Genomic DNA, 13263 nt, shown 5'->3' on the forward strand with positions numbered 1-13263 from the left:
TGGTCGCTGCCCAATCAGCGACCGGGCCTGGAAACCCGATTGAGTAAGACTTAACGATGTGCCACATGACATACTGCCGAGCGCTTTTTCTCCAGCAGTTCTCTGTTACGGCGGCTGTGTGCGGGAGACCTTCGGGTCTGCCGAGTTTTGGTCTCCTCCTCGGTTTTCCAGCCCGCTCACAGCTGCCACCCTTCGCCTGGAAACGAATGGGACAGCTCCAGTCTGTAATCAAGGAGCTACGCCATGCACAAAGCCATCTCCACTCAAGACCTGAAAACCGCCGGCCTCACCCCCTTCTCCATCCACAACGATCAAGCCCTGTTCCGCGTCAACAGTGGCGTCCCTCTGCTCACTGCCTTGTCCCACGTCTCCGACCTGCTCCACCTCTCCAGGATGCTGGCCGAAGATGCAGCGATGGAGCGCAAAACCGACCGCTATGCCTGGGCCTCCCACTACTTGCAGGAGATGAGCAAAGCCGTCATCGATGACGTGGTGAAAGTCATAGCCGTATCGAACAACCATCAAAAAGCCGAGTATTAACTCACCCACCACGGATCGCTCCCACGCGCCTGCGCGGGAACGATCACCACCACCACCACCACCACCACCACCCCACTCAACAGGCCGAGCGTTAGCTCGCCTGCAGCTCTTGATCTTGATCCACCCGCCCCGTCGGGAGGCCGAGTGGAGGCGTTCATCAGGGGGAAGGCGCGCAGCGCCGTTCGACGCAGTCGAACACATCGAGAGGAGGTCGAAGCGAAGCCGACCGTAGGCGATGCCCCCTGATGAATGCCGGAGCGAGGGAACGCCGAGCCTAGGCGAGGCGCCGTACGCTTGGGGCGAAGCCTTTTGGTTCCTTTTTGGCGCTTGAAAAAGGGACTCGCCGTAAGGGCGAAACCCTAAGTGGCCGTTACCGCAGGAATGGATATGTACACCTGCAAGAGGTTGGTCGGCTATCAGGCCGCCATCGCAGGCAAGCCAGCTCCCACAATTTTGATCAGCGTAAGCCAGTCAGGAATCACGACGCAGATCCGGTGGAATCGGCAAATCATCCTTGAGCGGATCCGGACGCTTACCCTTGCCCGCACGGTACTGGCGGATCTGATAAACGTAAGCCAGCACCTGAGCAACCGCCAGATAGAGCCCACCAGGGATTTCCTGGTCAAGCTCCGTGGAATAGTAAATCGAACGCGCCAGAGCCGGCGACTCAAGCAGCAAGACCTCATTAGCCACCGCGATTTCGCGGATCTTCAGCGCCAGGAAGTCGCTGCCCTTGGCCACCAGCATCGGCGCCCCACCCTTCTCCGGATCGTACTTGAGCGCCACCGCATAATGGGTCGGGTTGGTAATGACCACATCGGCCTCAGGAATGGCCGCCATCATCCGCCGCTGGGACATCTCGCGCTGCAACTGGCGAATCCGCTGCTTGACCTCGGGGCGACCTTCCTGATCCTTGTGCTCGTCGCGTACTTCCTGCTTGGTCATCAGCAGTTTTTTGTGACTCTGGTAAAGCTGAACCGGCACATCGACTGCCGCGATCAGAATCAACCCGCAAGCCATCCACAAGGTGCTCCAGCCCACCAGTTGCACACTGTGAATAATCGCCAGCTCCAGCGGCTCATGAGCGATTCGCAAAAAGTCGTCGATATCCGAGCGCAGCACCGCCAGCGCCACAAACAGAACTATCAGAAATTTTGCCAGCGCCTTGAGCAGCTCGATCAACGCCGTGGACGAAAACATCCGCTTGAGGCCGTTGGCCGGGTTCATTCGACTGAACTTGGGCGCCAGGCTACTGCCTGCAAACAACCAGCCACCCAGGGAAACAGGGCCAATGATCGCCGCCAGCAACAAGCTGAGCAGCACCGGCTGTACTGCAATAATCGCGATCTTGCCCGAGTGCAACAGATACAGGCCCATGGCGCCCGGACTGAGCAGCACTTCGCGGGGCAAGGAGAAGTTCAGACGCATGATCTCCAGCAGATCCAGCGCCAGGCCGCCGCCGTAGATCAGCAGCGCACCCGCCCCGGCCAGCATCACCACCAGGGTATTGAGCTCTTTGGAGCGGGCAACCTCGCCCTTTTCACGGGAGTCCCTTTTGCGCTTGTCCGTGGGGTCTTCTGTTTTGTCCTGACCGCTCTCGCTTTCAGCCATGACTCAGCGCGCCTGTGCCATATCACGTAACAACTGCAAGGCCTCGGTAGCCAACGGTTGATACTGATTGAGAATATCCCCCAGGGTGACCCAGAAAATCACCAGACCCAGCACCAGGGTCAGCGGAAAACCGATGGAGAAAATGTTGAGCTGCGGCGCCGCACGAGTCATGACCCCGAAGGCAATGTTGACCACCAGAAGCGCGGTGATTGCCGGCAATACCAGCAGCATGGCCGCCCCCAGCACCCAGCCCATCTTGCCGGCCATTTCCCAGAAATGATTGACCAGCATGCCACTGCCCACTGGCAGGGTCGTGAAGCTTTCCGTAAGAACTTCAAACACCACCAGATGGCCATTCATGCCCAGAAACAGCAACGTCACCAGCATCGTCAAAAACTGCCCGATGACGGCCGCCGACACGCCGTTGGTGGGGTCGACCATGGACGCGAAGCCCATGCCCATCTGAATCGAAATAATCTGCCCGGCCACCACGAACGCCTGAAAGAACAACTGCAAGGAGAACCCCAGCAGCGCGCCAATCAGGATTTGTTCGGCAATCAGCAGCAGACCGCTCAAGTCCAGCGGATTGACCTGCGGCATCGGCGGCAGGCCTGGCGCGATAACCACCGTTATCGCCACTGCGAAATACAGCCGGATACGCCTGGGCACCAGGGTCGTGCCGAAGACCGGCATGGTTGTTAGCACCGCACCAACCCGAAATAGCGGCAGCATGAAGCTGGCCACCCAGGTACTGATTTGCGCATCGGTCAGCGCCAGCAATGACATGGTTTAGCCGATCAACTGCGGAATACTGGTGTACAAGCGCAGTATGTATTCCATGAAGGTTTGTATCAGCCACGGACCGGCAACGATCAGTGTGATCAGCATCACCAGCAAACGCGGGAGGAAGCTCAGGGTCTGTTCGTTGATCTGCGTGGCCGCCTGAAACATCGCCACCAGCAGCCCCACCAGCAAACTCGGAACGACCAATATGGCAACCATCATGGTGGTCAGCCAAAGCGCTTCACGGAACAGGTCTACCGCAACTTCAGGAGTCATATCGCCCTACCCGCCCACTTATGCCTAAACACCGCCGAAACTGCTCGCCAGCGTACCGATGATCAACGCCCAGCCATCCACCAGCACAAACAGCATGATCTTGAATGGCAGCGAAATGATCAGCGGCGAGAGCATCATCATGCCCATGGCCATCAGCACACTGGCAACGACCAGGTCGATGATCAGGAACGGAATGAAGATCATGAAGCCGATCTGGAACGCGGTCTTCAGCTCCGAGGTCACGAAGGCCGGCACCAGAATGGTCAGCGGCGCCTGATCCGGCGTCGCGATGTCGGTGCGCTTGGACAGGCGCATGAACAGCTCGAGATCGCTGCTGCGGGTCTGCGCCAACATGAAGTCCTTGATCGGTACTTGCGCCTTGGCCACCGCATCCTGAGCCGTCAGCTTCTCGGCCAGATAAGGCTGCAAGGCATCCTGATTCACCCGATCAAAGACTGGCGCCATGATGAACATGGTCAGAAACAGCGCCATGCCGGTGAGGATCTGGTTCGACGGCGTCTGCTGCAAACCCAGGGCCTGACGCAGGATCGAGAACACGATGATGATCCGGGTGAAGCTGGTCATCAGCATGACGAACGCCGGAATGAAACTCAGCGCGGTCATGATCAGCAGGATTTGCAGGCTGACCGAGTATTCCTGAGCGCCATTGGCGTTCGTGCCCAGGGTGATAGCCGGAATCGACAGCGGGTCAGCAGCGAACGCCAGCGGCGCGGCCAGCATCAGGACCAGGGTCAACAGGATGCGCAACGGCATTACTTCTTATCCTTACCTAACAGCTCCATCAGGCGCTGGGCAAACTCGGGGGTCGCCTGCTCGGTGCTCGGCACTTGCACCGGCTCCTTGAGCACATGCAACGGGGTAATGGTGCCCGGGGTCAGCCCAAGCAGAATCTGCTCGTTACCGACTTGCACCAGCACCAGGCGATCACGCGGCCCAAGGGCGCGCGAACCGATCAGCTCGATCACTTGCCCTTTGCCGGCAGGACCCGCCTGCTGAACACGGCGCAACAACCAGGCGAGGAAGAAGATCAGGCCCAGCACCAGCAGCAAACCCAGCACCAGCTGAGTCAACTGCCCGGCCACGCCGCTGCCGACCGCCGGGGTCGCGACCGCCGCTACCGGTTCCGCCGCCCACGCACTGAGCGGCAAGGCCAGCAATACGCCGAGAAACGCCTTCACTCAGCGCAGCTTCTTGATGCGTTCGCTTGGGCTGATCACGTCGGTCAGGCGGATGCCGAACTTCTCGTTGACCACCACCACTTCGCCGTGAGCGATGAGCGTGCCATTGACCAGCACGTCCAGCGGCTCGCCGGCCAGACGGTCAAGTTCGATCACCGAGCCTTGGTTGAGCTGCAGCAGGTTACGAATGTTGATATCGGTGCTGCCGACTTCCATGGAAATCGACACCGGGATGTCCAGAATCACGTCCAGGTTAGGACCGTCGAGGGTCACTGGCTCGTTGTTCTTCGGCACGCTGCCGAACTCTTCCATTGCCAGACGATTGGAGGATGACGAACTCGCCGCATCGGCGGCCAGCAAGGCGTCAATATCGTCCTGCCCGGCATCACCCGTTTCTTCGAGCGCCGCCGCCCATTCATCGGCCAGCGCCTGGTCGTCCTGGGTATTCATTTCGTCAGCCATCATTTGTCCTCAGCGGGCAACCCATCAATTGGAAGCCGTCAATTAAAAGCGAATGTGTGCGAACGCAGATCAGCGTCGCTCGATCGGCTCGATCACTTGCAACGCCAGGTTGCCCTTGTGGGAGCCCATCTTGACCTTGAAGGCCGGCACGCCGTTGGCGCGCATGATCATTTCTTCCGGTAGTTCCACCGGGATCACATCGCCCGGCTGCATGTGCAGGATGTCCCGCAGGCGCAATTGGCGACGGGCAACCGTGGCACCGATCGGTACGTCGACGTCCAGCAAGTCCTGGCGCAAGGCATTGACCCAGCGCTCGTCCTGATCGTCGAGGTCCGACTGGAAGCCGGCATCGAGCATTTCGCGGACCGGCTCGATCATCGAGTACGGCATGGTCACGTGCAGATCGCCGCCACCGCCATCGAGTTCGATGTGGAAGGTCGAGACCACCACCGCTTCGCTCGGCCCGACGATGTTGGCCATGGCCGGGTTCACTTCCGAGTTGATGTACTCGAAGTTGACTTCCATGATCGCCTGCCAGGCTTCCTTCAGATCGATGAAGGCCTGTTCCAGCACCATGCGCACGACGCGCAATTCGGTCGGGGTGAATTCACGGCCTTCGATCTTGGCGTGACGACCGTCACCGCCAAAAAAATTGTCCACGAGCTTGAATACCAGCTTGGCATCCAGAATGAACAGCCCAGTGCCGCGCAACGGCTTGATCTTGACCAGGTTGAGGCTGGTCGGCACATACAGTGAGTGCACGTACTCGCCGAACTTCATCACCTGTACACCGCCGACGGCAACGTCTGCCGAGCGACGCAACATGTTGAACATGCTGATGCGGGTGTAGCGGGCAAAACGCTCGTTGATCATTTCCAGGGTCGGCATGCGTCCGCGAACGATGCGATCCTGGCTGGTCAGGTCGTAGCTTTTGGCTCCGCCCGGTTCAGCAGCGTTGTCGGTCTGTACCAGACCATCGTCGACGCCATGCAACAGCGCATCGATCTCATCCTGGGACAGCAGGTCCTGCACGGCCATGTCGTGTTCCTACTGCAGTACGAAATTGGTGAACAGCAACTGGTCGATAACGACTTTGCCGACTTCTTTCTGCGCGACTTCCTGCACACTGGCAGTGGCTTTCTGGCGCAGCATCTCCTGACCGACCGGAGTCGCCAGGGTGTCGAAACTCTGTCCGGAGAAGAGCATGACCAGATTGTTGCGAATCACCGGCATATGCACTTTCAGCGCATCCAGATCGGCCTGGTTACGCGCTTGCAGGGTAATGCTCACCTGCATGTAGCGTTGACGGCCATTCTGGTTGTAGTTGGCCACGAAGGCCGGGGCCATGGGTTCATAAATCGCCGCAGGCTTGGCATTACTGGCGGCTTCGGCTGCAGGTGCAGGCTTGCTCTGAGCGCTGTGCATGAAGTACCAGGTCGCCCCCACGGACAGACCAATCGCCAGCAACACGGCCAGCACAATCACGAGAATAAGCTTGAGTTTGCCTTTCCCGGCAGGGTCTTTCACTGCTGCTTCGCTCTTCGCCATGCCAATAATCCGTCACTATTCGAGTTTTCACAGGTGCACGGCAAGGCAAGAGCAAGTGTTATGCCAGAAGTGTCGGGAGGGGGAATGGTAGGGACTAGAGGCAATCTACAAGACACCACAAGACCAATGTGGGAGCGAGCTTGCTCGCGATGAGGCCTTAACAGTCGATATCTTTGTGGACTGTTACACCGCTATCGCGAGCAAGCTCGCTCCCACAGGGTTGAGCATTTGATCAGGCGTAGTAGTCGACGGCGCTGGAGCCGATGACGCTGGTGGTGGCGGCCGCTTCAGCCACGCTCACCGGCTGCTCGTCATCCGCCGAGCCCAGGCGACCACCATTGCCACTGGCGGGCCCGTTTTGACCTTGCTGAGCCTGCTGCCCCTGCCCTTGCCAGCCGCGGGACTGGTCGGACACGTTGACATCGACTTGCCCCATGCCTTGCTGGGCAAACATGTCGCGCAGACGATGCATCTGGCTGTCCAACGCCTCACGCACACCTATGTGAGCGCTCATGAAAGTCACTTGAGTCTGCTGATCGGGAACCATGTTCACCCGAATATCCAGGCGACCCAATTCTGCCGGCTGAAGCTGGATATCGGCCGCCTTGAGGTTGGCACTCGACAGGTACATGACCCGATTGACCACTTCCTCGGTCCAGCCGCTCTGATGCATGGCGATTGGTTGATTCACCGGCAACGCATTCGCGGTCTTGGGCGTGGCGGCCTGGGTCAGCGCTGCCAGGCGATTGGCAAAATCGTCAACGCGCGTGTCACTGGTCGCCGATTTCAGGTCCTTGAGCCCGTCGTCGATCAAACCGCTGAAGGACTTCTCGCCTCCCTGGCTAGTGCTGTCCTTGCTGATTTGCACGTCAAGCATGCTCACCATGCCATTGGCAAAGTTCTGCGCCGGGGTGGGCTCGCTATCGGCCTGATCCGGTGTCGCTTTGGTCGGGGACTGGCTGGAGGCCGACACGTGACCACTTTGCTCCAGTGCCAGACGCAAGGCCGGCATCGCGTCCAAAGGATCGGATGCAGGATCAAACGAGGGATCCGTCGTGGCCGCAGGCTGAGCAGGCGCAGGCGCCACCGTCGCCGCAAGAGCCGCATCGACCTGAGGCAGGGTCTGAACCTGATCCTGAGCGACCACTGGCGGTGCTTGAGGATCGGGTACCGGCACTGGCACCGGCGTCGACTGCACCGCCTGCGCCAATGCCGGATCGAGAGTTGGGTCGAGCGGAGCACTATCAGCCACCGGAGCATCCTTGGCCGCTGCAGAATCGCTTGTGTCGCTAGCGGCCTTGTCGCTGGTATCCGCCGGCTTGTCGGCGGGCAAGGATTTGCCGCTATCGGCAACTTTCGCCTCTGGCGCGGCAGACTTGTTGTCAGGCGCCACTTTTTTGCCGGTGCTGTCCGCCACTTTGTCGCGCACGCTTTTACCGGCCCCGTCAGCACTGGACGCCGGGGTAGCTTGCGCCTGTTTGGCATAGACCTGAGAAAAGCTTGCAGCCTTATCCCGGGGCTCCGCAGGCGCTGCCGGCGCATTGACAGGCACGCTGGCAGACACGGACTGAGTCTTGGCCTGCGAGGCGGCCTGAAGAAGCGAATTCGGGGCGAGGGGCATAACGGTCTCCGCTGCACTGGGATCGTAGGTACAGTTGAGAAACAAAGCTGCAAGGGTCGAGCCAGGTCTGCTCAGGTGCTGGAAAAACCTGCAACGAGGGCGCTTTCAACAATGAAAACGCTGGCGCTCTTCACGGTACAAGCGTCGGACGATGGCAAATTCGCCGTCGATTTCGCCGACCAGCTTTTCGATGCCAAATATCTGTTTTTCCTTGGCTCGCAGCTCCAGCTGACTGCACAACTCCGCCAGGCGCAGGGCACCCATGTTGCTGCTACTGCCCTTGAAGCTGTGGGCAGTACTGAGCAGTTGATCAGGGTCTTGGGATTTACGCAGTTGAGTCAAACGCTCTTCAGAGTCCTGAAGAAAAGTATCCAGTAGTGTCGGGTACTCATCTTCCATCACCTCTTGCAGCGCACTCAGTACGTCGTGATCCAGATGAATGTCAGTCACTTGTTCGCTCCTTGATCAAGAATATGCGGATTATGCCTGAGCCTCCCAGGAAAACTCCACGCGGGCACGCCGGCCATTGTCCGACCAACTGGCGTTGTGGCTCAACTGACGAATCAGACTCACACCACGACCCGACAAACGGCCATCGTCGACCGGTCGACCCATGACCCGTTGCACGTCGAACCCCGCGCCACTGTCTTCGACTTCCACCACCAGACAGCCTCCCGCACCTTGCGGTGACAGCTGCATATGCACCCGCAGGTAGCCATCCTCAAGCGCCTCCAGACGCGCATTGCGCTGCTCGTAATACCGCGAAAACCCGGAGGCATCGCGCTTGATACTCGAATCCAGGCCCAGAACACCATGCTCCAGCGCATTGGAATAGAGCTCGGCCAGCACACTGTAAAGCGCCCCGCTTTGCGCCCGCAACCCATGCACCTCAAGCAACAATTGCATCAGATAAGGCAGCGGGTTGAAGCGTTTGAGCGAGTCTGCACGAAACTCAAAACTCACCGACCAATCCAGTGGGCAAGACACACTACTGTCGGAATACACCATGGCCGGAGGCGTGAGTTGCGAGGCCTCGAGCAGGCGAACCTCCAGCATGCTGACATCGTCACGCGCCTCACCACGGAAATCCCGCAGCGCCTGCTCAATCTCCTCGAACAACCGGTCCGGCTCCCGATTGTCGATGAATACTTGCTCCAACCGCTCGACACCAAACAACTGCTCGTTGTCATCACAGGTATCGATCACGCCGTCCGACAACAGGAACACCCGGTCGCCGAGGGCCATCGGGAACACCTCGGTGCGATCATCAAAAGCTTGCGCACTCAACACGCCCAAGGGTAGATGCCGCGCCAGCAACGTGGTGCGCTTGCCGCTGGCGATATCATGCAGATAACCATCCGGCATACCGCCGTTCCAGACCTCCACCGAACGACGCTGAAAACTCAGGCACAACAGGGTCGCGCAACAGAACATATCCACCGGCAGGATACGCTTGAGCTTGGCGTTCATCTCGCACAGCATTTCCGCCAGACCGTAACCCTTGGCGGTCATACCATAAAACACTTCCGCCAGCGGCATGGCGCCGACCGCCGCCGGCAGGCCATGACCGGTGAAATCCCCCAGCAGCACATGCATATCACCGGTCGGGGTGAATGCCGCCAGCAACAGGTCGCCGTTGAACAGTGCGTAGGGGGATTGTGAATAACGGATGTTGGGGGCGCTCAGGCAACCGGAGTGAGCGACCTTGTCGAACACCGCCTTGGCCACCCGCTGCTCATTGAGCAGGTACTCATGGTGCCTGGCGATCAGATCGCGCTGCTCCAGGACCGTCGCCTGCAAGCGCCGCAAACGATCCATCGCCTTGATCTTGGCGCTGAGGATCACCTGGTTATAGGGTTTTGCCAGAAAGTCGTCACCACCCGCCTCCAGGCAACGCGCCAAGGCCTCGCTTTCCGTCAGCGAGGTCAGGAAGATGATCGGCACCAGCGTTTCGCCAGCCAGCAGCTTGATTTGCCGCGCCGCTTCGAAACCGTCCATCACCGGCATCATCGCGTCCATCAACACCAGCTGCGGACGCTGCTGCTGATACAGCTCGACCGCCTCGGCGCCGTTGGCCGCAGCCAACACCTCATGCCCCTGACGACGGACAATACTCGACAGCAGCAAGCGGTCGGCCGCGCTGTCTTCAGCGATCAGTACCGTCAGCGGTTCGGGCGGTGGTGGCATGGCGCTCACGCCACGTCGAAAATTTGTTCGAAGTTGGAGATGGCGAGAATCTTGCGCACATCTGAATTAGCGTGGGTCAACGTGATATCGGCATTCTCGCCGCCAGCGTGATCACGCAATAACAACAGCATGCCGAGCGCCGAACTATCGAGGTAGGTGGCGTCTTTCAGGTCTACCTCGATGGATTCGGGTTTAGGTTCAAGATTCTCGTAGGACTCTCGAAATTCCTGATGCTTGGCGAAATCAAACCGCCCCTTGACCGAAATCGTGAGTTTTTGCCCATCCGCGGATACTTCTGTAACGACTGACATGTTACGGCTTCCCTGTCATTGGCAACGTGTAGAAGGTGTAGCACTTGCAGGGGGCATGAGCAAGGCAGGAAAGCCTTATGGAGCAGTTCTTTTCGGAGCCCAGCCCTGATCAATACGGATCGTGGCGCGGCAAACGCTGGGAAAGCTCGTCGAGCAGCCTCTGCTCGCGCCGGTCTTCGAGTTGACGGGCTTCATCCATGTAACGCTGCACCAGTTTGCGCAGCCCTTCAACCCGGGCAAACGCCTGCTGCCAGGTGTCACGCGCCTTGTTCAGGTTGTTCTGGTGCCAGGCCAGGCTTTGGCGCTGCTGATCGATCGCGGTACCCAGTTGCGCGAGAAAGCCCTGATACCCCAGCAACCATTGCCCCGAGACGCCACTGCTGCCGCGTACGATCCATTGTTCCTGGTACTCGAGGCGGAAGTTTTCGAGGTCGGCGAGCTTGCTTTCGGCCAATCGCACCTGGCCCTGGAAGTGTCCCAGGCGCTGGGCAGCGGTCTTTTCGGCCTTTTCAGCCATATCGACCACGGGCGCCAGGCGCGCCGACCGACTCTGGGCCATAAGGTGTTAGCCGCCAGCCGCCGGGGCGAAGATCGAGCCAAGGTATGCCTCGCTCTCGCCCAGGTTGATGCTGTCGTTCAGGCCCTGACGCAAGTACTTGGCCAACTGCGGCTGCAACGAGATCGCCAGATCGGTTTCCCGATCGCCGCCCGCCACATAGGCGCCGACGCTGATCAGGTCGCGACTTTGCTGATAACGCGACCACAGCTGCTTGAAGTACTGCGCACGGGTCATGTGCTCCGGGCTGACCACCGACGGCATGACCCGGCTGATGGACGCCTCGATGTCGATCGCCGGGTAGTGCCCCTCTTCCGCCAGGCGCCGCGACAGGACGATGTGCCCGTCGAGCACGCCCCGCGCGGCGTCGGCGATCGGATCCTGCTGATCGTCGCCTTCGGACAACACCGTATAAAACGCGGTGATCGAACCGCCGCCCGCCTCGGCATTACCGGCACGCTCCACCAGTTTCGGCAGTTTGGCGAATACCGAGGGCGGATAACCCTTGGTCGCAGGCGGCTCGCCGATGGCCAGCGCGATTTCCCGTTGTGCCTGAGCAAAACGGGTAAGAGAGTCCATCAGCAACAGGACGTTCTTGCCCTTGTCACGGAAATACTCGGCGATTCGCGTGCAATACATCGCGGCGCGCAGACGCATCAGCGGCGCATCGTCCGCCGGAGACGCCACCACCACGGAACGCTTGAGCCCCTCTTCACCGAGGATGTGCTCGATGAACTCCTTGACCTCGCGACCCCGCTCGCCAATCAGCCCGACCACGATGATGTCGGCTTCGGTGAAGCGGGTCATCATGCCCAGCAGCACACTCTTGCCGACGCCGGTGCCGGCGAAGAGGCCGAGGCGCTGACCGCGACCGACTGTCAATAATCCGTTGATGGAGCGAATGCCCACGTCCAGCGGCTGGCTGATGGGGTCGCGCTTGAGCGGGTTGATGGTCGGACCATCCATCGGCACCCAGTCTTCGGCTTTCATTCCGCCCTTGCCGTCCAGCGCACGGCCGGCGCCATCCAGTACCCGTCCGAGCATGCTCATGCCCATCGGCAAGCGCCCGGCATCGGCCAAAGGCACAACCCTGGCGCCCGGGGCGATGCCGGCGACACTGCCGACCGGCATCAGAAACACCTTACCGCCAGAGAAGCCCATGACTTCGGCTTCGACCTGTACCGGGTGATAACTGTCGTCGTTGATCACCATGCAACGGCTGCCCATGGCGGCGCGCAGGCCCTCGGCTTCAAGCGTCAGGCCGACCATGCGCAGCAAGCGCCCTTCGAGGATCGGCTGACCGGGCAACTCGGTGGCCTGCGCATAAGTACTGAGGCGTTTGCCAAAGCTGGTGCGATCAAGGCGCATCAGCGACTTCCGGCTCTGGTTCAAACACTGGGGCAGACGGTTTTTCACTGACGGGAAGCTCCAGCGTCAAATCCGCCTCGGCCGGATGCAGCGCCTGATCGTGCAATTGATCGAACAGCTTGGCCATGATTTGCGTGATACGGGTTTCTACGGTCGCGTCGATTCGGCTGTGCTCGGTCTCGACCCGGCATCCGCCTGGCAACATGGCTTCGTCTTCGACGATGCGCCAGGTCTCTTCATGGCGCTCGCGCAATGCCTTGACCAGCTCGAAGTCCTGCGGATTGATGTACAGACGCACATTCCCGACGCCCAACGGCAGCAATTTCAGGGCTTCGCGCATGACATGCTCGATTTGCGTCGAATCGATGGCCAGTTCGCGCTGAATCACCTGTTTGGCAATGTGCCGGACCAGCCCGACCAGAGACTTCTCGATCTGCGTATCCTGCTCGGCAATCGGTTCGAACAGATTGCCCATCAGCAATTCAAGGCTGGCGAGCTTCGCACTCAGGGCCACGTCAGCTTCCTGACGAACCTTGAGCGTGGTGCTGTGAAAACCTTCTCGCTCGCCGGTGGCAAAGCCTTCGTTGTAGGCTTCCTGACGAATGCTTTCGAGTTCCTCGAGGGTCAGTGGCTGGACTTCCTCCAGCGGCACCTCCTCCATCTCCGGCGGCTCGGGCTCAGGCTCGGGTTCAGGCTCCGGGACGTGCGGGTCGAAGCTGGGCAACGACCAGATATCAAAACCGCGGACATCACGCGCACGGATCAGGTCGGTGGGCGACTCATCACTCTTGGATGCCATAG

Annotated in this window: 16 protein-coding genes; 1 reads left to right on the plus strand and 15 read right to left on the minus strand. The window is 59.8% G+C overall.

Translation table 11 applies throughout. The features are described 5' to 3' along the window. The first annotated feature begins 243 nt into the window (after nt 1–243). Nucleotides 244–540 carry a DUF3077 domain-containing protein gene (locus FPT12_RS04630; RefSeq protein ID WP_145014854.1) on the plus strand — a complete coding sequence of 99 codons (297 nt, stop codon included), beginning with the start codon at nt 244–246 and terminating at the stop codon, nt 538–540. A 471-nt stretch (nt 541–1011) separates the two neighbouring features. Here FPT12_RS04630 and flhB read toward each other — a convergent pair whose 3' ends face one another. The 15 genes from flhB to fliH form a co-directional block, all read right to left on the minus strand. Next, nucleotides 1012–2151 carry a flagellar biosynthesis protein FlhB gene (gene flhB / locus FPT12_RS04635; RefSeq protein ID WP_145014855.1) on the minus strand — a complete coding sequence of 380 codons (1140 nt, stop codon included), beginning with the start codon at nt 2149–2151 and terminating at the stop codon, nt 1012–1014. Between the two features lie 3 nt (nt 2152–2154). Next, the gene (gene fliR, locus FPT12_RS04640) at nt 2155–2937 is read right to left on the minus strand and encodes a flagellar biosynthetic protein FliR (protein WP_145014856.1); all 783 of its coding nucleotides are present in this window, start codon (nt 2935–2937) and stop codon (nt 2155–2157) included. A 3-nt stretch (nt 2938–2940) separates the two neighbouring features. Further along, nucleotides 2941–3210, minus strand: a complete 270-nt coding sequence (fliQ, locus tag FPT12_RS04645) for a flagellar biosynthesis protein FliQ (RefSeq protein ID WP_054596295.1) — start codon at nt 3208–3210, stop codon at nt 2941–2943. A 24-nt stretch (nt 3211–3234) separates the two neighbouring features. After that, nucleotides 3235–3984 carry a flagellar type III secretion system pore protein FliP gene (gene fliP / locus FPT12_RS04650; RefSeq protein WP_071551272.1) on the minus strand — a complete coding sequence of 250 codons (750 nt, stop codon included), beginning with the start codon at nt 3982–3984 and terminating at the stop codon, nt 3235–3237. Beyond that, on the minus strand, nt 3984–4409 hold the full coding sequence (gene fliO, locus FPT12_RS04655) for a flagellar biosynthetic protein FliO (protein ID WP_145014857.1): 426 nt from the start codon (nt 4407–4409) through the stop codon (nt 3984–3986). Before fliO ends, fliP begins: the two co-directional genes overlap by 1 nt. Further along, the gene (gene fliN, locus FPT12_RS04660; RefSeq protein WP_145014858.1) at nt 4410–4871 is read right to left on the minus strand and encodes a flagellar motor switch protein FliN; all 462 of its coding nucleotides are present in this window, start codon (nt 4869–4871) and stop codon (nt 4410–4412) included. Nucleotides 4872–4940: 69 nt separating this feature from the next. Next, nucleotides 4941–5909, minus strand: coding sequence for a flagellar motor switch protein FliM (fliM, locus tag FPT12_RS04665; RefSeq protein ID WP_145014859.1), 969 nt, complete (start codon nt 5907–5909; stop codon nt 4941–4943). 9 nt (nt 5910–5918) lie between these two features. Next, nucleotides 5919–6419 (minus strand): flagellar basal body-associated protein FliL, encoded by a 501-nt coding sequence (gene fliL, locus FPT12_RS04670; RefSeq protein WP_145014860.1) that lies wholly within the window; start codon nt 6417–6419, stop codon nt 5919–5921. A 232-nt stretch (nt 6420–6651) separates the two neighbouring features. Further along, a complete protein-coding gene (locus tag FPT12_RS04675) occupies nt 6652–8040 on the minus strand; it encodes a flagellar hook-length control protein FliK (RefSeq protein WP_145014861.1) in 1389 nt (462 codons plus the stop codon). A 105-nt stretch (nt 8041–8145) separates the two neighbouring features. Then, nucleotides 8146–8490 carry an Hpt domain-containing protein gene (locus FPT12_RS04680; protein ID WP_145014862.1) on the minus strand — a complete coding sequence of 115 codons (345 nt, stop codon included), beginning with the start codon at nt 8488–8490 and terminating at the stop codon, nt 8146–8148. Nucleotides 8491–8520: 30 nt separating this feature from the next. Beyond that, nucleotides 8521–10227: a fused response regulator/phosphatase gene (locus FPT12_RS04685; RefSeq protein ID WP_145014863.1), complete on the minus strand. Its 1707-nt coding sequence runs from the start codon at nt 10225–10227 to the stop codon at nt 8521–8523. A 5-nt stretch (nt 10228–10232) separates the two neighbouring features. Continuing rightward, the gene (locus FPT12_RS04690) at nt 10233–10538 is read right to left on the minus strand and encodes an STAS domain-containing protein (RefSeq protein ID WP_145014864.1); all 306 of its coding nucleotides are present in this window, start codon (nt 10536–10538) and stop codon (nt 10233–10235) included. A 109-nt stretch (nt 10539–10647) separates the two neighbouring features. After that, a complete protein-coding gene (gene fliJ, locus FPT12_RS04695) occupies nt 10648–11097 on the minus strand; it encodes a flagellar export protein FliJ (protein ID WP_145014865.1) in 450 nt (149 codons plus the stop codon). A 6-nt stretch (nt 11098–11103) separates the two neighbouring features. After that, nucleotides 11104–12462, minus strand: a complete 1359-nt coding sequence (fliI, locus tag FPT12_RS04700; RefSeq protein WP_145014866.1) for a flagellar protein export ATPase FliI — start codon at nt 12460–12462, stop codon at nt 11104–11106. Continuing rightward, the gene (fliH, locus tag FPT12_RS04705) at nt 12452–13261 is read right to left on the minus strand and encodes a flagellar assembly protein FliH (protein WP_145014867.1); all 810 of its coding nucleotides are present in this window, start codon (nt 13259–13261) and stop codon (nt 12452–12454) included. The genes fliI and fliH overlap by 11 nt, the downstream gene beginning before the upstream one ends. Between the last annotated feature and the right edge of the window lie 2 nt (nt 13262–13263).

The organism is Pseudomonas sp. H3(2019), from assembly GCF_007713465.1.
Taxonomy (GTDB): Bacteria; Pseudomonadota; Gammaproteobacteria; order Pseudomonadales; family Pseudomonadaceae; genus Aquipseudomonas.